Origin of the sequence: Pseudoroseomonas ludipueritiae (assembly GCF_014490445.1) — a bacterium.
Classification (GTDB): Bacteria; Pseudomonadota; Alphaproteobacteria; order Acetobacterales; family Acetobacteraceae; genus Pseudoroseomonas; species Pseudoroseomonas ludipueritiae.
On sequence record NZ_JACTUZ010000082.1, the window covers coordinates 1 to 18,511 of the forward strand.

The 18,511-nt window shown below is 67.0% G+C and carries 20 protein-coding genes and 1 pseudogene; 12 read left to right on the forward strand and 9 right to left on the reverse strand.

The window, feature by feature from the left end:
• Positions 1–514: 514 nt before the first annotated feature.
• The 5 genes and pseudogenes from IBL25_RS27605 to IBL25_RS16395 all read left to right on the forward strand — a co-directional run bounded on the left by IBL25_RS27605 (position 515) and on the right by IBL25_RS16395 (position 2,105).
• Entirely contained in the window at positions 515–895 is a 381-nt protein-coding gene (locus tag IBL25_RS27605) for a transposase (RefSeq protein ID WP_187779614.1), read from the forward strand.
• On the forward strand, positions 825–1,049 hold the full coding sequence (gene tnpB / locus IBL25_RS16380) for an IS66 family insertion sequence element accessory protein TnpB (RefSeq protein WP_187779615.1): 225 nt from the start codon (positions 825–827) through the stop codon (positions 1,047–1,049). Before IBL25_RS27605 ends, tnpB begins: the two co-directional genes overlap by 71 nt.
• A 31-nt stretch (positions 1,050–1,080) precedes the next feature.
• A pseudogene (locus IBL25_RS16385) lies at positions 1,081–1,446 on the forward strand (IS66 family transposase); the annotation flags it as partial.
• Between the two features lie 103 nt (positions 1,447–1,549).
• Entirely contained in the window at positions 1,550–1,846 is a 297-nt protein-coding gene (locus IBL25_RS26960; protein WP_238940483.1) for a transposase domain-containing protein, read from the forward strand.
• Positions 1,839–2,105, forward strand: a complete 267-nt coding sequence (locus IBL25_RS16395; RefSeq protein ID WP_187779618.1) for a hypothetical protein — start codon at positions 1,839–1,841, stop codon at positions 2,103–2,105. Before IBL25_RS26960 ends, IBL25_RS16395 begins: the two co-directional genes overlap by 8 nt.
• 454 nt (positions 2,106–2,559) lie before the next feature.
• Here IBL25_RS16395 and IBL25_RS16400 read toward each other — a convergent pair whose 3' ends face one another.
• The 7 genes from IBL25_RS16400 to IBL25_RS16430 all read right to left on the reverse strand — a co-directional run bounded on the left by IBL25_RS16400 (position 2,560) and on the right by IBL25_RS16430 (position 9,520).
• A complete protein-coding gene (locus IBL25_RS16400; protein WP_187779619.1) occupies positions 2,560–3,837 on the reverse strand; it encodes a TRAP transporter large permease in 1,278 nt (425 codons plus the stop codon).
• Between the two features lie 9 nt (positions 3,838–3,846).
• The gene (locus tag IBL25_RS16405) at positions 3,847–4,323 is read right to left on the reverse strand and encodes a TRAP transporter small permease (RefSeq protein WP_187779620.1); all 477 of its coding nucleotides are present in this window, start codon (positions 4,321–4,323) and stop codon (positions 3,847–3,849) included.
• Between the two features lie 64 nt (positions 4,324–4,387).
• On the reverse strand, positions 4,388–5,386 hold the full coding sequence (locus IBL25_RS16410) for a TRAP transporter substrate-binding protein (protein ID WP_238940484.1): 999 nt from the start codon (positions 5,384–5,386) through the stop codon (positions 4,388–4,390).
• A gap of 58 nt (positions 5,387–5,444) precedes the next feature.
• On the reverse strand, positions 5,445–6,332 hold the full coding sequence (locus tag IBL25_RS16415; protein ID WP_202986791.1) for an NAD(P)-dependent oxidoreductase: 888 nt from the start codon (positions 6,330–6,332) through the stop codon (positions 5,445–5,447).
• Entirely contained in the window at positions 6,329–7,219 is an 891-nt protein-coding gene (locus tag IBL25_RS16420; protein WP_187779621.1) for an NAD(P)-dependent oxidoreductase, read from the reverse strand. Before IBL25_RS16420 ends, IBL25_RS16415 begins: the two co-directional genes overlap by 4 nt.
• Positions 7,220–7,224: 5 nt before the next feature.
• Complete coding sequence (locus tag IBL25_RS16425; protein WP_187779622.1) at positions 7,225–8,541, reverse strand: ABC transporter substrate-binding protein; 1,317 nt, start codon at positions 8,539–8,541, stop codon at positions 7,225–7,227.
• 85 nt (positions 8,542–8,626) lie between these two features.
• The gene (locus IBL25_RS16430) at positions 8,627–9,520 is read right to left on the reverse strand and encodes an amidohydrolase family protein (RefSeq protein ID WP_202986792.1); all 894 of its coding nucleotides are present in this window, start codon (positions 9,518–9,520) and stop codon (positions 8,627–8,629) included.
• 426 nt (positions 9,521–9,946) lie between these two features.
• On the opposite strand from IBL25_RS16430, the gene IBL25_RS16435 reads away from it, so the two are divergent.
• Positions 9,947–10,525, forward strand: coding sequence for a helix-turn-helix domain-containing protein (locus tag IBL25_RS16435; RefSeq protein WP_187779624.1), 579 nt, complete (start codon positions 9,947–9,949; stop codon positions 10,523–10,525).
• A gap of 1,570 nt (positions 10,526–12,095) precedes the next feature.
• Here IBL25_RS16435 and IBL25_RS27610 read toward each other — a convergent pair.
• Together IBL25_RS27610 and IBL25_RS16445 are read right to left on the reverse strand one after the other, a co-directional pair.
• On the reverse strand, positions 12,096–12,353 hold the full coding sequence (locus tag IBL25_RS27610) for a ribbon-helix-helix domain-containing protein (protein ID WP_367615627.1): 258 nt from the start codon (positions 12,351–12,353) through the stop codon (positions 12,096–12,098).
• A gap of 115 nt (positions 12,354–12,468) precedes the next feature.
• Positions 12,469–12,822 (reverse strand): hypothetical protein, encoded by a 354-nt coding sequence (locus IBL25_RS16445; RefSeq protein ID WP_187779625.1) that lies wholly within the window; start codon positions 12,820–12,822, stop codon positions 12,469–12,471.
• Between IBL25_RS16445 and IBL25_RS16450 the strand changes: the two genes are divergently transcribed.
• The 6 genes from IBL25_RS16450 to IBL25_RS16475 are packed head-to-tail and all read left to right on the forward strand — an operon-like array spanning position 12,821 to position 18,329.
• Entirely contained in the window at positions 12,821–13,522 is a 702-nt protein-coding gene (locus IBL25_RS16450; RefSeq protein WP_275296010.1) for a GntR family transcriptional regulator, read from the forward strand. The genes IBL25_RS16445 and IBL25_RS16450 overlap by 2 nt on opposite strands.
• A 54-nt stretch (positions 13,523–13,576) precedes the next feature.
• Positions 13,577–14,254, forward strand: a complete 678-nt coding sequence (locus IBL25_RS16455; RefSeq protein ID WP_187779627.1) for an RraA family protein — start codon at positions 13,577–13,579, stop codon at positions 14,252–14,254.
• 27 nt (positions 14,255–14,281) lie between these two features.
• Complete coding sequence (locus IBL25_RS16460) at positions 14,282–15,373, forward strand: Ldh family oxidoreductase (protein ID WP_187779628.1); 1,092 nt, start codon at positions 14,282–14,284, stop codon at positions 15,371–15,373.
• A gap of 36 nt (positions 15,374–15,409) precedes the next feature.
• A complete protein-coding gene (locus IBL25_RS16465) occupies positions 15,410–16,384 on the forward strand; it encodes a Bug family tripartite tricarboxylate transporter substrate binding protein (RefSeq protein ID WP_187779629.1) in 975 nt (324 codons plus the stop codon).
• Between the two features lie 5 nt (positions 16,385–16,389).
• Positions 16,390–17,298 carry an NAD(P)-dependent oxidoreductase gene (locus IBL25_RS16470; RefSeq protein ID WP_187779630.1) on the forward strand — a complete coding sequence of 303 codons (909 nt, stop codon included), beginning with the start codon at positions 16,390–16,392 and terminating at the stop codon, positions 17,296–17,298.
• Between the two features lie 47 nt (positions 17,299–17,345).
• Complete coding sequence (locus IBL25_RS16475) at positions 17,346–18,329, forward strand: Bug family tripartite tricarboxylate transporter substrate binding protein (protein WP_238940485.1); 984 nt, start codon at positions 17,346–17,348, stop codon at positions 18,327–18,329.
• The last annotated feature ends 182 nt before the right edge of the window (positions 18,330–18,511 follow it).

Here is an 18,511-nt window from a genome sequence, read left to right on the forward strand (position 1 = left end):
CCTCAGCATCCTCTGCCTCGCAGCCGCCGCCGTTTGGATCAAGATCTAATTGGCTTTAACCTTGTCAGGGATACCCTGCAGCGGATCAATGATCCGCATGCTGGTGCCGACCTCCCTGCACAAGGCGGTCTCCATCCCCAGGCGTGGAGCGGCCGCCTACCTCTTGAGAACGCACCGGGCATGCCATGGCGGGCGGTCTCCATGTCCGAGTTGCGCCAGATACCGGGATCGAGGTGTTCCCCGGCTTAGCCGCCGCAATCCGTGACCGGCTCCTCCCGCTCCCAAGGCCGCAGCCGAACAACGTCCGCGGCGCCTGTGAGCGACAGGGCGGGGTGGCGAGCGCGGCATCGGGGAGGGGCACAAGGCAGCTCGGGCAACTCGGCGGCGCACACGCGCCAGGCTCAATCCTCCGGCTGCACCAGAACCAGAGTAAGCGCTGCCTGGGTGCCCTCCTTCCCAAGCGTGCCGATGCTGTGCTGCCTTGCCTTCAGGTGGGGAGCTTCGAACTGACATTATGGTCGACGTTAATGATGACGCGAATGGCCGCCGCCGGCGGCGGTCGGAGGAAGCCAAGGCGCGGATTGTCGAGGGGACACTTGTACCCGGAGCGGTCATCGCCGAGGTGGCGCGCCGTTGGCAGGTCTGCTCGCAGCAGGTGTTCACCTGGCGGCTGGAGATGCGGCACAACGCGCCTCCCTCGTTTCTGCTGATCGTGGCGGAGCCCGGCGCAGCGCCACGGGAGCCCACCTCATCGCCCTGTATCGAGATCCAGGTGGCTGGGGCGCTCGTGCGGGTGTTGCCAGATAAGGATCCGGCCCTCTTTGATGGTGTTCCGGGCCAAGCGTGCCGACCGGATCAAGATCGTGCGCTGGGGATGGCAGTGGACTGGTCTTGATAGCCAAGCAGTTGGCGGGGTCTTCCGCTGGCCGCCTATCATAGATGGAGCGGTGCGGCTGGCACCGGTGGAGTTTGCGGCGCTGTTCGACGGCATCGACTGGACGCGGGTGCAGAGCGCGAAACGGATTCCCACGCCGAGCGTGCCTGTCTAGACTCTCCGGCGTGATGGGCGCCACGGACGACATGCCGAGCCTGCCAGAGGATCCCGCGGCGCTGCGGGTGCTGCTGCTGGCGGCCCTTGAGCAGCGCGATACTGCCCTCGCCGAACGCGGCGCGCTGGCAGCCCGAAATGAGCAGCTGCACCATCTTCTGCTGACATTGAAGCGCCTGCAACGCATCGCCGCCCTCTATGCCATCAAGGCGGAGATCCACGGCCGTCCTGCCAGAGATCGCCTGGAGGTGCGCCAGGCCCGCAGTCGACCGCTGGTGGCGGAGCTGTTCACTTGGCTCGAAATCTAGCTCGAGCGTATGCCGCGGAGCAGCCCAACGGCGGAGGCGATCCGCTACGCAATGAACCACCGGAAGGGGCTGGAGCAGTTCCTCACCGACGGCCGCATCGAGACGGACACCAACATCGTGGAGCGGGCGATCCGTCCTATCTGCCTCAGCCCCATGAACACGTTTTCGCCAGCGGTGACGATGGTGGTGCAAGATGGGCGGCTATTGCCTCTCTGGTGGAAACCTGCAAGCTCAACAGCGTCGACCGCAGCGCTACTTTACCGACGTGCTGACCCGGCTCGTCAACGGCTGGCCCAACAGCCGCATCGACGAACTCATGCTGTGGTTCTGGGCCAAAGCTGACGACAAACCGTCAAGCGCTGCCGCATCGGGTCTCCAGGCAGCGCTTACGCCGAAGCAGCCTAATCGCCGCAGGCTTCTTCGTGGTGTTCATGGTTATCCTGCTCGTCCGGGCGCTTGGACGACGCTGAAGGAGCACGGGCATGACTAAGAGCACAAAAGCTGCCGGCAGCGCGGACCTGGTGACGATCATCCCCTTCGCCGACGAGGCCGCCTCGACCTCCGTCGGCGATCTTACCGTCGAGAACCGGCTGGACCGGGCGTCGCTCTACGGTTCGCCCGATCTCACCCGTGAGCGGCAAGGACTTGAGGACGCCCGGCGCCTCCAAAGACTGTTGGAGGCAATCGTGAAGGTGCTTGAGGGTGAGGAGAACACCTCCCCGAGAAGGACCCAGGCAGACCAGACGTGACCCGGGCCCCAAACCCGTTCAGTTGATGCCACATCTGGATCATCATCATCATCAGCTTCCGCTCGGCGCCCATCCCGGACCTTCCAAGCCTGCTCTGGCGCAGTCCAAAGCTGACATTCGGCGCAACAGGGTCGCAGCGCGGCAGGGCGCGTCGTACCGGACGGCTAGCGCCGCCGTGGTGCTGAGAGCAGACGTTCCGATCGTAAGGCAGTACCTGCCCCCTGGGCGAAAGGCGTCCCCCTCGCCGGCTGCGCGATCCTGCCCTAACTTGCTTCGGGTATTGTGGCCACGTCGGAAAGCTGCCATTTCGGCTTGAGCGTTACTTCGATCTCGCAAACTGGCCCGAGGCCTCCCAAGCGAGCAACACCCTGCCGCCGAGTTGACCTCGCACCGTCCCATCCAACACCCGCGCCCCGAAGTCGCGAAAACCAATGCTCGTCCTACTTCACCGCCGTCAGCGGATCATCCGCGGGATTACCAGCACCACATCCGGCCACACTGTGATCACCACCTGCGTCATGATCAACGGGATGTAGAAGGGTACCAGCGCGCGCAGCAGCTGGCGCATGCTGATCTTCGCGATGTCGGTCATCAGGAACAGCGCCAGTCCCATGGGCGGCGTCAGCAGGCCGATCATCAGGTTGAACACCACGACCAAGCCCAGATGCACCGGGTCTACCCCGGCTGCCACCAGGGGCGGGGCGACAATAGGCACGATCAGCAGCGTCGCGGTGGTGCTGTCCAGGAACATACCGGCCAGGAAGAAGATGACGTTGGCGAGCACCAGCAGGGTCAGCGTGTCGTTTGATAGGCCGGTGACGAAGGTCGAGAACTCCTGCGGGATCTGCTCCACCGACAGGATCCAGCCCAGCATCGCCGCCGCCGCCACGATCACTAGGATGGCGGCGGTGTTGCGTGCGGTGAGCAGGGCGGAGTCCAGCACGTGCTGCAGCGTCATCTCGCGATGCACCACGAAACCCACGAACAGCACGTAGAGTGCTGCCACGGCCGCTGCCTCGGTGGGGGTGAAGACGCCCATCAGCATCCCCAGGATGATCAGCACCGGCGCCATCAGGGCTGGGATCGCGGGCAAGGTGGCATTCCACGCTTCCCGAAGGGTCGGCCAGCGCGGCGCACGGGGATAGCCCGCGCGCACCGACACGATGCCCGCCGCGATCATCAGGAAGATCATGCACACCACCGCAGGCAGAATGCCGCCCAGCAGCAGTTGCACCACCGAAACCGAGGTGGCCGAGCCGTACACGATCAGCGGGATCGAGGGTGGGAAGATCGGCCCGAGCAGAGAGGAGGAGGCGGTGACAGCGGCAGCGAAGGGCGCATCGAAGCCGCGCTCGCGCATCGCCTTGATCTCCACCCGCCCAAGTCCAGCGATATCGGCCAGCGCGGCGCCGGAAATGCCGGAAAAGATCAGGCTGCCTACAATGTTAACCTGGGCCAGCCCGCCGTGGATGCGGCTGAACAGCGTGTCAGCGAAGTTGAAGATCCGGTCGGTGATGCCCGACAGGTTCATCAGATTGCCCACGAAGATGAACAGGGGCACGGCCACCAGGGGAAAGCTGTCCAGGGCGTAGGTCACACGCTGCGCCAGCAGCGTCAGCGGCAGGTCCTCGATCAGCACGTAGCCGATACAGGGGATCAGGATGGAATACACGATGGGGAAGCCGGCCATGAACAGGGCCATGAAGCCGGCGATGACGAGATAGCCGAGCATTGCGGCGCGTCAGCTCGCGGTCACGATCTTGGCCTCGGACAGGGGTCGTCCCAGCCGGGCCAAGTGCAGTATCGCTCCGCCGCCGAAGCCCACCGCCGCACCGCCCAGATAGATCCAGAACGGGATGCCCAGCGTTGGCGTACGGTTGCGCGGATTGGCCGCCAACGTTTCCCACAGCGCCCACACCATGGCCAGGCAGGCCGCCGCGCAGCACAGGCCGATGACGAGGTCGGCCACCCGCAGCGCTCCAGCCGGCAGCGCCGCCTTGAACTCGCCCATCATCAGGTTCTCTCCGGCGTCGACTACCAGCGGATAGGCCACGAAGACGCCCAGGATCATGAACAGCCGCGCCACCTCGTCCAGGCCGAAGACCGGCAGGTGAAGCACTTCGCGTACCAGGATCTGGACAGTGGGCAGGGCGACCAGTCCCAGCATCAGCGCGATCGAGAGCGCGCCGAGCACGGCCTTGGGGATACGCATGGGCATGGGTGGCTCCGGGCTGCACGGGAAAGGGAGGGCCGGGCGGCACCGCCCGGCGGTCACCGGCTGGTCAGGCTATGGCACCTATGCGGTCGATCAAGGGCGACCAGGCCGGGAAGTCCCGCTTCACCTGGGCCTGCACGGCGGTGCGGAAGGCGGCGTTGTCCAGACCCTCCGCCTCGGTGATCACGGTCATGCCGCGTGCGCGCAACTCGGCCACCAGGGCCCGGTCCGCCGCTTCCGCCCAGCCCAGGGATTCCTGCGCCTTCTCCGCCAAGGCGGCAGAGATGGCCTCGCGCTCCTCGGCCGGCAGGCGCTGCCAGGTGCGCTCGTTGGCGAAGACCGCGAGGAGGGACAGCATGTGCCCGGTCAGCGACACGTGCGACTGCACCTCGTAGAGCCGGTTCGCGTTGATCATGGTCAGCGGGTTCTCCTGCCCGATCACCGTGCCGGTCATCAGCGCGGTGGGCAGTTCCGCCACTTCCACGGGGGTCGGCACGGCACCAAAGCCCTTCACCATGGACACCCAAAGATCGATAGGCACGGCGCGGAACGCGCGGTTGCGCAGGTCCTCGGGCCGGCGCACCGGGAACTTCGCGGTGATGTGCCGGGGCCCCCGGTACAGGCGCCCGATGATCCGCAGCCCGCCGCCGCGCACCAATTTCTCGTTCAGCTCCGCCAGAACGGGTGAGGCAGGGTCGGTGGCCCGCAGGGCATGGGCGCCGTCGCGGTAGACGTAAGGCGCGTTGAACACACCGAGTTCCGGAACGAACTTGGCGAGCGAGGCGAATTCATGGTGGCCGGCGGCGATGGAGCCGGCCTGGATGCCGTCGACCATCTCCGACACGCCGCCGAGCTGGCTGTTGGGGAAAACGCGGATCTCGGTCTTGTTGCCGCTCTTCTGCCGCGCCAGTGCAGCGAACTCGGTGGCGAAGCGCGTTTGCACATCGCCTTCGGAGCCGACATGCGCGTAGCGCAGGGTGGCGGCCCAGGACGGGCGGGGAAAGGCCAGCGCGGCGGCGGCAACGGTGCCGGTTGCCAGCGCGGCGCGGCGGGTCATGCGGATCATGGCGTTCCTGTTTCCTCCTGATGCGACGATGATTCTGTTCCGGCGTCGCGCACCGCCATCAAGGATCCGGCCGGTACAGGCGGATGACGGAAGCGCTGTCCACCATCTCGTTGCCCCGGGCCACGTAGTCGGCGAAGCGTGCGACCGCGGCTTCCACCAGCGGCAGCTCCAAATGGAGGTCGTGCGCGAAGGCCTTCACGGCTTTGAGGTCCTTCAGCAATTGGCGGGCGTAGCTGGTGGGCGGTTCGAAGTCGCGGCGCTGCATCTGGGCGTAGATCTTCTGCAGCAGCGAGCCGTCCGCGTGGCCGCCGGCGAGCCCGGCCGGCAGGGCGGCGGCGTCGAGCCCTGCCGCTTCCGCCATGGCCAGCGCCTCGGCCATCAGCACGAAGCCGGTGCCCACGATCGCCTGGTTCAGCACTTTGGTGGTTTGTCCGGCGCCGACTGGCCCCATGCGCGTGACATTGGTGCCGAGGTCGCGCAGCACCGGACCCAGTGCCGCGATCTCGCCGGGATCGCCGCCCATCATGATCGTCAGCGTGCCCGCGCGGGCGGCCTGGGGGCCGCCGGACACCGGCGCGTCCACCCAGCCCATCCCGGTATCCGCGCGCAGCCGCGCCGCCATCTCGCGCGTGGCCGCCGGCTCGGCGGTGGAATGGTCGAGCAGGACCTTGCCGGCGGCCGGGCCGGCCGAGGCGATGCCGTCCGGCCCGAAGACGCAGCGCGCCACGGCTTCCGTGTGCAGCACGCACAGGATCACCACGTCGCTCGCCGCGGCCACGGCGGCAGGGGTGGGGACAGCCACTGCGCCGTGCGGCACCACCCGGCCCAGGCGCTCCGGCTCCAGGTTCCACACGGTGACAGGGCGGCCGCGCTCTAGCAGGCGCAGCACCATGGCCTCTCCCATGATGCCGATGCCGAGGAAGCCGATGCGGGGCTCGGGCATCATGGGGCCTCCTCAGCTTGGTTGGTCAGGCGGTCGTACACACGGAACAGGGCCTGGTTGCCGTTGGCGCCCTCCCCATGCGCCCGAGCTTCCAGGTAAAGGCTGGTCGCCAGGGCAAGGCCAGGCAGCGGCAACCCGTGCTGGAAGCCCAGTTCGCCGGCAAGGCGCAGATCCTTCAGCTTCAGGTCGATGCGGAAGCCCGCACCTGCGTCCCTAGCGATCATCTTCGGCCCGAGGTTCTGCAGCATCCAGGAGGACGCGGCGCCGCCCAGCAGCACCTCCCGCAGCAGCTCCAGGTCCAGCCCGGCGGCGCGGCCCAGGGCCAGCGCCTCACAGATGGCCTGCAGGTTCAGGGCGCAGATGAGCTGGTTGCACGCTTTCACCGTCTGCCCCGCGCCGGGTGGGCCAACATGGCGGACCGTGGTGCCCAATGCGGCCAGGATGGGCTGCGCCGCCGCGAAGCCCGCTTCCGTCCCGCCGGCCATGATGGATAGGCTGCCGCTTTCCGCCCCCTGCGGACCGCCGGACACGGGGGCGTCCAGCATTGCTGTGCCCACGGCTTCCAGCCGCGCCGCCATGCTGCGGCTGGTGGCCGCGGAGATGGTGCTCATGTCGATCACCAGGCGTCCCGCTGGCGGATTCTCCATAAGTCCCCCTGGGCCGAGCACGACCTCCTCCACCTGCGGCGTGTCCGGCAGCATGAGCACCACGGCCTCAGCGTCGCGCGCCGCCTCGGCCACCGAGCCGGCGGCAGTAGCGCCGCGGGCGGAAAACTCCTCCATCGCTTCGCGCCGGACGTCGTAGACATGCAGCGCGTGGCCGGCGGCGAGGAGGTTCGCCGCCATGCCCCGCCCCATGGTGCCCACGCCAATGAAGCCGATCCTGGCCATGTCGCTCAACTCCTGTAGATGCGTTGAGCGCGCCGCTCGGCGCTGCGCACGGCGTCCTGCGGCGAGGACTGCCCCGTCACGACCTCGCCGAACATGTCGGACACGATGTTCTCCGCCAGGGCCGCCGCGGAAGCCGTGCCGAGCGTGCCGGCATAGCCCACCGAGCGTCCCCGCGCCGCCACGTCGCGGAACACCCGAATCCTCGGGTCACGGTCCCAGAGCGGGCTGGATTCGTAGGCGCGCAGGGCGTGGCTGACGTAGCCCACGGAGCCGTCCAGCACCTTCTCGTATTGCGGCTTTTCCAGCAGGAAGGTGAGGAACGCCTTCGCGGCATTCGGATAGCGCGTGTAGCGGAAAGCGATGAAGGGGTAGACCAGGTGCATCTCGGTTGGCTGCGCGACCGGGCCGATAGGCCAGTTCGCGTGGTCGATGTCGTCGGCGAAGGCCATCTTGTCCGCCCGCGCCTTGGCGTAGACAGAGACGGAGTTATTGGTCAGCCAGACCTGTTCGCCCAGGAAGGCGCTGTTGTTCGAGGCGTCGGTCCAGGACACCGTTCCCGGGATGAAGCTGGAGGCGAGGGCGCGCGCATAGTCCAGGGCACGCAGGGTTTCCGGGCTGTTGAGCGCGACCCGGTTGTTCTCGTCCACCAGCCTGCCACCATGCGACCAGAGCAGCCAGTGGGAGAAGGAGTTGCCGTCGCTGGGTGCGCGGCCGAAGGCGAAGCCGGCGGGCTTGCCGATCCGCTTCAGTTCCATGCACAGCTTCAGGAACCCGTCGGCATCGGTGGGGAAGCTTTGGAACCCAGCCTCCTTCATCGCGGATATGCGGTACACCGGCAGCACGCCGATCACGACGTTGGAGATGCCGATCCAGCGCCCGTCGCGCTTCCCGTACTGCTCGATCAGCGGATACCAGCCGCCATACTTGCCCCCGATGTGGTCGGCGACGTCGGAAAGGTCGAGCAGCTTGTCGGCGAAAAGATGCGGCGTGGTATGCAGCGTCCAGGCCAGGTCGGGCCCGCTGCCGACATTGGCTGCGACGCTGAGCTGCGGCTGCACGTCGTCCTGCCACACGTTGTCAATACGCACGGGCACGCCGGTCGCCTCGGTGAAGGCATGGATGTTCTCCGTAGTGGCCTTGTCCTCGGCGTCCAGGAAGCGGCTCCAGCGGAGGAAGCGGAGCTGGGCGCCTGGCTCGGGCTTGAAAGGCTGTTCCTGCGCCCAGGCGCTGGACCACCGGAACAGCGCCTCGCCGGTGAGGCCGAGCGAGGCGGTGCCGCCCAGGGTGGCGGCACTGCCGAGGATGCTGCGTCGTCCAAGCATGATGCGGTCTTCCTCCCGGTCGGTATTTTCCGTCGCGGGCCAGGGCGGAAGCGCCGTGCACCGCTCCTGCTTCCCTGGCGCGTTTCTAAAGGCGGTAAATCCTTGCGGCGTTGTCGTGCAGCAGTGCGCGGCGCTCGGCTTCTGAGCGGCCGGCGGTCGCCTGCAGGAAGCCGTCCACGATGGCGTCGAAGCTGCCGGTCAGGCTGTCCACTGGGAAGTTGCTGGCGAACAGGCAGCGACCGGGCCCGAAGACGGCGATGGCGTCCCGGATGACGGGAACATTGGCCGCCGCGCGCCAGGGCTGGCCTGGCAGGCCGAGGCCAGAAATCTTGAGCGCGACATTGGGCGCATAGGCCAAGGCTTCGAGCGCACCGCGCCAGGCGCGCAGGGCCTCGGGGCTCCGGTCCGCCGGCAGACCAGTGTGGTTCACGATGACCTGCGTGCCCGGGAAGTCGCGTGCCAAGTCAAGGGCCGCGTCCAGGTGCCACCAGGGCGTTTGCAGGTCGAAGCTTAACCTGTGTCGTTCCAGCATCGCATAGCCGCGCCGCCAGGCCGGATCGTCCATTGAGCCGGGCGCACCTCGCTGCGCATCCTCGGGCCGCGTGGTTGCGCGCGGCTTGTGGCGGATGCCGCGCACCAAGGAGTGGGCCGCCTGCGCCGCCAGCACCGCGCCCACTTCCGGATCGTCCAGCCGGGCCTGGGCGACGCAGGCGCTGGGCAGCCCTTCCCGCTCCGCCAAACGCTCCAGCCATTCGGTTTCCGCGACCGGGTGGGCCGGGTCGAACTCGGCCTCCATGTGGACGGTGCCCACGACCGGATGCCTGGCCGCGTCGGCTCGGTAATCGGCGGGGAGGTAGTTGCGGCGCAGCGCACTGTAGTCACCGTAGCGGAACGGGATCGGCTCGGGATCGCGGAGCCAGGGATGGTAGTTGGCCTCCAGGTCCCAGAAGTGCTGGTGGGCGTCGATGATGGGCAGCACGGCGCTGTCGCCCGGAACCGCATTTGCACCGGAATCCTTGCGTCCCACCAGTCCACCGGCCTGCGCTGCGCCGGCTGGTAGGCCGTGCGTAACCCCGGGATGCGTTGCGGACGGGCTGGTCATCGGCCTAGTGGCGTTGCTCGCACCCGGGGCCCCGAACTCACGGCGAGGCGTCCGGGCGGGCTATCGCCTCAGGGCAGGCTATGCACGGCGCAACGCGTAGGGCGCGCTTGCCGCCCGTGTTCGGCTCCATGGTCGTTTCCCCTGAGAACGGAAGCTTTCCAGCGCGGCGGCACCGGGCGCTTCTCTGTTGTCCAACTCTGGCACGTCATCCTTTTGTAGAACAAGTGGCTATGGAGCGCAGAATTCGTACGACCCTCCCGCAGACGGCCATCAACCGCCCCCGGGCCGAACGGAGACCGCCACTTGAAGAACCAGGGCCAGCTTTCCCGCCAATCGCAGGAGCTTCTCGGCCCCGGGGGCGTGGTCACGGATTCGTCGCGGATGGTGCGGCCTGCGGGCATGACCGGGGTGGCGGCGGGCCTCGACCTCGCCCTGGCGCTCGTGGAAGAGAACTTGGGAGCCGAACTCGCGCGGCAAGTCGCGGCGCAGCTCGTCATGTTCTTCAAACGCGGCGGCGGTCAGATGCAGTTCAACCGGCACGGTGTCGGCGCGCCGGTCAGCTGCTCCGCCCTGCAGGAGGTCAAGCGCTGGCTGGCGGCCCATCCCGCCGAGGACCACAGCGTCGACCGCCTCTCGGCCAAGACTGGGATGAGCCCGCGACACTTCGCGCGCCTGTTCTGGGTCGAGACGGGACTGACCCTGGCCGTCTATGCTAAGGGTGCACGGACCGAGGCCGCGCGTGGGCACCTCAAGAGCGGCGACATAGCCATGAAGCAGATCGCCGGCGCGCTCTCGTCAGGCGGGTCGGGACAACGCCAGTGGAGTACCAGCGCCGTCATTGTGGCAGCTCCACCAAAACGCCCCAGCCGGCACAGGATGTAATGGCTTAGCATACCTAAGCTCATGGCAGCGACGGGCTTACCGCATTGGCCCTGCCCTCTGCCTCGTTGATCGGCCGCCTAGCTGTGCTTCCAGCACTCCTCCATCTCGGCCGGTGCTCCGAATAGGCGTAGAGGCCTAGCACACCTCCGCGAAACTGCCGCCAAGTCCGAAGGCACCGTGGGCGCCACACACGGCGCAAAAGTGCTCGAACGGGCTCAAGTGGGCGACGCCGACGCGCTGGGGACCGGGACAACCATCTGGGGTGGAAGAGACAGGTAGAAGGCTGATCAGACTACCTGGCAACCTTGGCGAGGTGATTTGGCCACGGTGTCGGTGGCTTCCGATTCGGGGCGCCGCTGCCTGGCATGGTCTGCAAACCTCACTGGACTTTTGGAGGCGAGTCGTTGGGATTTTGAAGGAAGGTCGGAAGCGGGCTGTCCATGACAGTTCAATGGCTTGCGGAAACAGCCAACAGGACTTTTGAAGGGCTACTTACAAGTATTACTCCAAATAGCTATTCTAGTAGCTGCCCCTTCAAAACCCCAACGCGACAAAGCTGCCTATCCAAGGCATGTTCCCGCTCCATGGGGCGTGTTCATCATGGCAATAGAAGAGGCAGAAAAGCAGGGTGCCCTGCTCCTCGATGGGTTCGACAGAAGTGAAGTCGACGCCGCGGCCACGTACCTAGCCGATGAGGAGGGAGGCATTGGGTACCTGTTTTCAGGTTGGTGCCAAGCCGCCCTTCCCCATCGCCGGCTTCCTGACCACAAGGGTTGGCAGGTCAGCGGCGAGCGTGTGACCCTTATCGTAGAGCCAGGAATGCGGCCTGGACCAAGCGGTGAGCCGGTCCATGTCGGCGTTCCGTTCGGCAGCCGTGCCCGCCTCATCCTGCTCTACCTTCAGTCAGAGGCCCTGAAGACGGGGAACCGGGAGGTGGAGTTGGGTGCGCACCTCACGCAGTGGAGGCGTCGGCTAGGTGTGGCCATTGGTGGACAATCCGCTGACCAGGTGCGGAGCAGGCTGACCTCTTGGCGATGTGTAAGCTTAGCTTCCATGTTCGGGCTGGCAGCGCCAGTGGAATGCTGCAGCAGACGATCGTCGATAGTGCCTTCCTCGTCGACACGGATGATGACGCTGAGCCCGGTCAGGGGCCTCTCTTTGCTGAAAAGGCGCGTCTGTCCGAGGGCTTCTTCCAGCAGCTCCAGAAGCACCAGGCTTCGAGAGGAGGGCCGCGATCCGGGCGCTCCAGAACAACAGTATGGCGTTGGATCTCTACGCCTGAGCTGCGTACCGCCTGCACTCTCTCAAAGCGCCAACGCCTGTGAACTGGCGGGCGCTCAAGCCCCAGTTCGGGGTGGCCTGCGGTAGGATGGATAACTTCCAGGCCCGCTTCCTGGAAACCTCAAGCTGGCCTTGGCAGTTTAACCTGAGGCCCGTGTTGACGTGACGGATACCGGCCTTCTCCTACACCCGTCCCGTCCGCCAGTGGCGCCTGCATCAAGTAAGCCCCGGCGGGCAGCGGATTGCCTTCAAAAGTCCAATGAGTGGACGGCATGGAGGGAGTGTCCCTTCATGCTTCATTCCTGTGAATGTTGTGAACTGATATGGCCATAGGTGTATGAACACATACGCCTATGATTCGGCCCTTCCCCTTCTTCACGAATAGCAGGTTCAGCGCCTCGTCCAGGAGCGCCTGGGTGGTCGTGCCTTCCTCCACAGCCAGCAGCTTCATCTGCTTCAAGACCTCTGGACTGAAGTGACCGCCCATGAAGCGGCACCCATCGCGAGAGGGGCGGTGAAACTTAGTGGACTCTGCCAGTAAATGCATTGGCTCGGGCTTGGCGGCGGTTTGGAGCTTTTTAGCGGCTGACGGAGGGCTTCTGTTGGCAGTTCAGCTGGCGTTGCTGCTGCTTCACGATCAAGGACCGCTTGAAGAGAGTTCTTCATACGTCCTCCGGTGCAGACGCATATAGGTTCATACACACAAACTCGTATAGACGTTTGAGTTCATCCGCCGCCTTGCCGTCAGATTCGAACTCCATAGCGGCCAAGCCGGTTTGATGGGCGCGGGAGTAAGCGACCCGCAGTCCGGCACGCACAGGAGCGAGGGGGGCGCCAAGCTGACGAATCGCCTGCTCTGTGTCGGGCACCTCGCAGCCCTGGACCAGGCAGAAGGTCATAACGACAGCCGACGGCCGTGGCGGTTCAGTGGTCTGCTTCAGGAGCTTCAGCGTCTCGGTATTGACTATCGCAATAGGTGTTGACAACTCACCCATAATTGTCGACAATTTTGCCATGATTGCTAGCTCTCGGGACCTGTCTGACCCGCCTTACCAAGCTAGTCCCGCTACCGGCGGTGGCACCGACGCCATCCTGCGCCGGATCGAGGAGATGATCCTGACGGGCGAAGTTCTCCCGGGGGAGCGGCTGAACGAGCTTGCCTTATCACGCCGCCTGAACGTTTCCCGTGCGCCGCTACGGGAAGCGGTGCGCGGCCTTGAGCAGTTAGGGCTGCTGGAGATCGTGCCGAACCGCGGCGTGCTGGTGCGCCAGGTCTCCATGAAGGACGCACTGGACCTGTATGACCTGCGTGCCGCACTGTTCCGCGGCGCCGCGCGCTTGGCCGCACGCCGCGCTCTGCCGGAAGACCTGTTGCGGCTGCGGCAGTTGAACGAAGCAATGCGCGAGGCTGCAGCAGCGGAGCGCTTCGCCGACTATTACGCTCGTAACCTTGATTTTCACACCGCCCTGATGGCGGCGGGCGGCAACGTGCCCATGGCGCGGGCTTATGACCGGGCAGTGAAGGGGCTGCACCTGTTCCGACGGCGCTCCCTGGTACACCCGGCGCAGCTCGACCTCTCCCTACAGGAGCATGAGGACATGATCAGCGCGATCAACGCGCATGATGCCAAGGCGGCGGGCGATGCTGCGGAGCGCCACATCATGCTGGGCCGTGACCGCATGCTGGACACGCTCGACAACGGTGCGCCGGCCTGACCGGCACACCCAACAACAACGCCCAATGTGGCACCCACAACAGAGGATAACGCCATGACAGTCGGCTTCCGTGTTTCAGAACGCGACGTTGCCCGAGACCCAGAGCTGATCCGCCGCGCAGTCGCGCTGCCTGTCGCCAATATTGGTGACGTGATGAACCGCATGCAGGCCATGCGGGGCGGCTTCGCGGCCTATGGGGGGCGGCGCGGCGTGGTCGGGCATGCCGTCACCGTGCGCGTGCGCCCGGGCGATAACCTGATGCTGCACCGGGCGATCGACCTCGCCCAGCCCGGCGACGTGGTGGTCTGCGACGGCGGCGGCGACCTGTCTATCGCCGTGGCGGGGGACCTGATGATCGGACATGCGGCGAAGCGCGGCCTCGCCGCGCTAGTGATTGACGGCGCTGTACGGGACATCGACAACCTCGGCGACATGGACATCGGCGTGTGGGCCTGCGGCGCCACCCCGGCCGGCCCTTACAAGGACGGACCTGGCGAGATCGGCTATCCCGTGGCCTGTGGCGGGCAGGTGGTGATGCCAGGCGACCTGATCGCTGCCGATGAGGACGGCGTGGTGGTGATCCCCCAGGCTGACGCCAATGCCATCATCGCAGCCGCCGAGGCGCATGCCGCCAAGGAAGGGCAGTTCACCGCCGCCATCGCCGCCGGCACCTGGGACCGCGCCTGGATCGACGAGACCCTGGCCGCGAAAGGTTGCCGGGTGACGCGCTGAATGGCCGCGCCGCAGGAAGCCCCGCCCATGCTGCTGGTGCCCGCCGGCCGGGTGCGGCAGCAGATCCTCGACATCCTCGACCGCTGGGGCATGCCAGAGGACCTGGCCGCCACCACCGCGGACGCGATGGTGGAGACCGATCTGATGGGCGTCGACAGCCACGGCATCTCCATGCTGACGATGTATGAGGGCATGCAGCGTGCCGGGCAGGTGGACCTGCGGGCGCGGCCCCGCGTGTTGCGAGACCTGCCCTCACTTGCTCTGGTGGAGGGCGGCGCCAATCTGGGCCACCCCGTAGCGGTGATGGCTATGCGCCTGGCCTGCGACAAGGCGCGGGACAGCGGCATCGGCGCAGTGGGCGTGCGCAATTCCCACCATTTCGGCGCAGCCGGCTATTACGCCCGCCTTGCCGCTGCGCAGGGGCTGGTGGCGCTGATTACCTCTTCCGCCCGTACGATGCTGATGGTGCCGACGCGGGGCACCGTGCCGATGCTGGGCAGCAACCCCATCGCCTTCGCCGCGCCCATAGCAGGTGGTGCGCCCTTCGTGCTGGACATGGCCACCAGCACGGTCGCCGCCAACAAGGTCAAGATCTACGAGCTGAACAACAAGCCTGTCCCTGCCGGCTGGGTGGCGGATGAGCAGGGCACGCCGGTGACTGACGCCGCCGAGGCCATGGATGTGATCTTTCGCCGCCCGGGCGGCGGCATCACCCCGTTGGGTGGGGCCGAGGTGACAGGAGGCCACAAGGGCTACGGCCTCGGATTGATGGTGCAGATCCTGTCCGCGACGCTGACTGGCGCCGCCTTCGCGCCGCTGCGCGCCAGCGCACGGGATGCGGCGGAGCCCGACGATATCGGCCATTTCTTTCTGGCCCTCGACCCCCGCGCCTTAAGGCCGAACGGCGGCTTCGAAGAAGACTTGGCCGCCATGGCAGCGGCGCTGCGGGGCTCCACCCCTGCCGACCCAGGCCGCCCGGTGCTGCTGCCTGGAGACCCGGAGGAAGCCGAGCATGCCCGCCGCGCAGAGGAAGGTATTCCGATCCCGGCCGCGCTGGACCGGCAGTTGCGCGCCATCTGCGATCGCTGCGGCACCGAATACCTGCTTCGGGAGACATAACGCGGCCAGAAGGCCGCCTGGGGAGGACAGCAACCAATGAACAAACTCAACCGACGGGCCGCCTTGGGCGGCCTGGCCGTCATGGCGCTCTCCGCGCCGCGCATTCTACGGGCGCAGGGCCGCGTGGGGTGGCAGCCGACGCATCCCATTCAGCTCGTGGTCGGCTTCGCGCCAAGTGGGGGCAGCGATGTCATCGCCCGCACGATCGCCGAGGCCGCGGCGCCTTTCCTGTCGCAGCCCATGGTGGTGGTGAACCGCCCCGGCGCCGGCGGTGCCCTGGCGGCGGAACAGGTGGCCCGCGCGCAGCCGGACGGCCTGACCCTGCTGCTGGCTGGTGGCAGCGAGAGCACCTCCCTGCCAGCGCACCGGGACGTGCCCTACGATCCCAAAAAATCCTTCCGCTCCGTGATCCGCCTGACGCGTCACCCGCACTTCATCTGCGTGCGCGGCCGGGGCGGGCGCTTCGCCGACATGCGGCAGGTGATAGAGGCCGCGCGCGCTGAGCCCGGCAGCATCACCCATGGCTCCGCCGGGGCAGGGACGTTGTCGCACTCGTTGTTCATCATGCTGGAACGGCGCGCCGATCTGGAATTCCTGCACGTGCCCTATACCGGCGGCGGGCCGGTGGCGCAGGCGCTGCTCAGCGGCGATATCCACCTCGGCGTGCAGGCTTCGGACGAGCTGGGTGGCCTCGTCGCCTCCGGCGACATCAAGCCGATCGCCGTTGCCTCAGCCGAGCGCACCAAGTCCCAGCCCGACGTGCCGACGCTGCGGGAGCTGGGCTACGACGTGGTGGCTGACAACCAGAAGGGCTGGGTCGGCCCTGCCGGCATGACGGACGAGATGGTGGCCTTCTACCACGACCGCTTCCGCCAGGGCATGGCCGCGCCGGCCTGGCGCCGCTTTCTGGAACGGCTGGGCGAGGCTGACGGCTATGCCGACGGGCCGGGCTTCCAGACCGCCATGGACACCCTGTTGGATGATGTCCGCGCTTCTCTGCGCAGGAGCTGATGCCGATGACCCTTGACCCCATCCAGCCGCCCGCTCCTGTGGCCTTTATCGGCCTCGGCGTCATGGGCGCCGCCATGGCGGCCAACCTGCAGCGCGCGGGCTTCCGCTTGGCCGTCAGCAACCGCAGCCGCGGCAAGGCCGCCGTGCTGGAGGCGGCGGGCGCTACATGGGCCGAAAGCCCGGCTAGTGCTGCCCGTGGCGCCGCCTGCGTGGCGCTCTGCCTGCCCGACACCGCCGATGTGGAAACCGTGCTGTTCGGTCCTGGCGGCGTGGTTGAGACGGTGGAGCGTGGCGCCGTGGTGATCGACTTCAGCACGATCGCCGCCGCGCCCACCGCCGCCTTCGCCGCCCGGCTGGCGCAGGAGCGCGGCGCCTTTCTGCTGGACAGCCCGGTCAGCGGCGGCCCGGCCGGCGCGCGCGACGGCACCCTGACCTGCATGGTGGGTGGGGATGGCGGCGCTTTCGAGGCGGCGCAGCCGGTGCTGCGAGCGGTGGGCGGCAAGCTGACGCATCTGGGGCCACCCGGGGCAGGGCAGGTCTGCAAATCGGCCAACCAGCTGCTAGTGGCGGCGACGCTGCAGGCGGTGGCCGAGGCACTGGCGCTAGGTCGCAAGGCGGGGTTGGAGCCAGAAGCGATGCGACAGGCGCTGCTCGGAGGGTCCGCACGGTCTTTCGTGCTGGAGAACCACGCCAAGCGCATCATTGAGGGCACCACCGCGCCAGGCTTCCGGGCTGAGCTGATGCGCAAGGACATGCGGCTGGCCCTGACCGCCACCCGCGACCATGGTGTCTTTGCCCCGGCCACCGCCGCGGCGGCGCAGATGCTGGAGGCCCTGGTGAACAGCGGGCGAGGCGGGCTGGATTCGTCCGCGCTGGGTGCGCTGGTGGCGGAGCTGTCGGGCCTCGATACCTAACACTGACAATGCCGGCACCAAGCCGGCCGAGAACGGAGGAAATTGCAATGACGATCATGTCGCCCAGCCGACGCGGCGCGCTCGGCCTTCTGGCGCTGACCGCCGCGCAGGCGCTGGCCCCGGCCGCACGCGCGGCGGACTGGCCGAACGCGCGGCCCATCCTGGTCATTGTGCCCTTTCCTGCTGGCGGCGGTGTGGATGTGATGACGCGCGTGCTGATGCAGCATGTCCAGCAGCACCTACCCGGCGCGCGCTTCGTGGTGGAGAACCGCGTGGGTGCCGCCGGGCAGCTCGGCTTCGAGGCGACCTTCCGTGCGGACCCGGACGGCTACACGCTGGGCGCCATTACCACGCCAGCCGCCAACACCATCGCCATCGAGCGCAAGCCGCAATACCGCATCGGCGAGTTCACCTTTTTGGCTAATGTGGTGGACGACCCCGGCGGCTTCTTCGTGCGACCCGACGCGCCCTGGCGCAACCTGGAGGAACTGCGCGCGGCAGCGCGGCAGAAGCCGGGGGAACTGGCCTATGGCACAGCCGGCGTTGGCTCGGACGACCACCTGCTCGGCTTGGCCTTCGAGGCGGCGGCGGATGTGCGGCTGTCCCACATTCCCTACAATGGCACGCCGCCCATCATCACCGACCTGATCGGCGACCGCCTCGCAATTGGCTCGCTCAACATGGGGGAAGGCTTTGCGCTGCTGAAGGAGGGTCGTGCGCGGGCGCTAGCTCAGGGCGGCACCGAGCGATGGCCCGGCACGCCCGATGTGCCAACTTTCCAGGAGCAGGGCCTGGACGTGACCGGCGGCTCCGCCCGCGGCATCGTTGGCCCGCCCGGCCTGCCCGCCGCCATCCGCGACCCGCTGGTGAAGGCCATCGGCGCGGCGCTGGACAGCGCCGCCTTCAAGGCAGAGGCAGGCAAGCTGAACCTGCCCCTTCGGCCTATCTTGGGCGCAGAATACAAGGACTTCGTCATGCGCAACGACGCCGCAGCTCGCGCGCTCTGGCAGCGTCGGCCGTGGCGTGAATGATCCTGGCGCAGATAAGGGCGCTGCTGTGATGTCAAGGCGCGGACTAACCATTCGCTACTTCGGCAAAGAGCGCGATCATTTGAGCTTCAGTGGCTACAAGCGCATAAGACTTGTGATCTATCCTATTGCCTCGGCCGAGTATCGGCTTCTTAGAGGCTGTTATGGACCTGTGTGCGAGTAAG

Excerpts from the sequence above, each read along its gene's own strand:
- IBL25_RS26960 (WP_238940483.1), top strand. The coding sequence starts at position 1,550 with ATGGGCGGCTATTGCCTCTCTGGTGGAAACCTGCAAGCTCAACAGCGT.
- IBL25_RS16420 (WP_187779621.1), bottom strand. The coding sequence starts at position 7,219 with ATGGCCAGGATCGGCTTCATTGGCGTGGGCACCATGGGGCGGGGCATG.
- IBL25_RS16425 (WP_187779622.1), bottom strand. The coding sequence starts at position 8,541 with ATGCTTGGACGACGCAGCATCCTCGGCAGTGCCGCCACCCTGGGCGGC.
- IBL25_RS16410 (WP_238940484.1), bottom strand. The coding sequence starts at position 5,386 with ATGATCCGCATGACCCGCCGCGCCGCGCTGGCAACCGGCACCGTTGCC.
- IBL25_RS16465 (WP_187779629.1), top strand. The coding sequence starts at position 15,410 with ATGAACAAACTCAACCGACGGGCCGCCTTGGGCGGCCTGGCCGTCATG.
- IBL25_RS27610 (WP_367615627.1), bottom strand. The coding sequence starts at position 12,353 with ATGCATTTACTGGCAGAGTCCACTAAGTTTCACCGCCCCTCTCGCGAT.
- IBL25_RS16460 (WP_187779628.1), top strand. The coding sequence starts at position 14,282 with ATGCTGCTGGTGCCCGCCGGCCGGGTGCGGCAGCAGATCCTCGACATC.
- IBL25_RS16450 (WP_275296010.1), top strand. The coding sequence starts at position 12,821 with ATGATTGCTAGCTCTCGGGACCTGTCTGACCCGCCTTACCAAGCTAGT.
- IBL25_RS16415 (WP_202986791.1), bottom strand. The coding sequence starts at position 6,332 with ATGATGCCCGAGCCCCGCATCGGCTTCCTCGGCATCGGCATCATGGGA.
- tnpB (WP_187779615.1), top strand. The coding sequence starts at position 825 with ATGGTGTTCCGGGCCAAGCGTGCCGACCGGATCAAGATCGTGCGCTGG.
- IBL25_RS16475 (WP_238940485.1), top strand. The coding sequence starts at position 17,346 with ATGACGATCATGTCGCCCAGCCGACGCGGCGCGCTCGGCCTTCTGGCG.
- IBL25_RS16405 (WP_187779620.1), bottom strand. The coding sequence starts at position 4,323 with ATGCCCATGCGTATCCCCAAGGCCGTGCTCGGCGCGCTCTCGATCGCG.
- IBL25_RS16470 (WP_187779630.1), top strand. The coding sequence starts at position 16,390 with ATGACCCTTGACCCCATCCAGCCGCCCGCTCCTGTGGCCTTTATCGGC.
- IBL25_RS16400 (WP_187779619.1), bottom strand. The coding sequence starts at position 3,837 with ATGCTCGGCTATCTCGTCATCGCCGGCTTCATGGCCCTGTTCATGGCC.
- IBL25_RS27605 (WP_187779614.1), top strand. The coding sequence starts at position 515 with ATGGTCGACGTTAATGATGACGCGAATGGCCGCCGCCGGCGGCGGTCG.
- IBL25_RS16445 (WP_187779625.1), bottom strand. The coding sequence starts at position 12,822 with ATGGCAAAATTGTCGACAATTATGGGTGAGTTGTCAACACCTATTGCG.
- IBL25_RS16455 (WP_187779627.1), top strand. The coding sequence starts at position 13,577 with ATGACAGTCGGCTTCCGTGTTTCAGAACGCGACGTTGCCCGAGACCCA.
- IBL25_RS16395 (WP_187779618.1), top strand. The coding sequence starts at position 1,839 with ATGACTAAGAGCACAAAAGCTGCCGGCAGCGCGGACCTGGTGACGATC.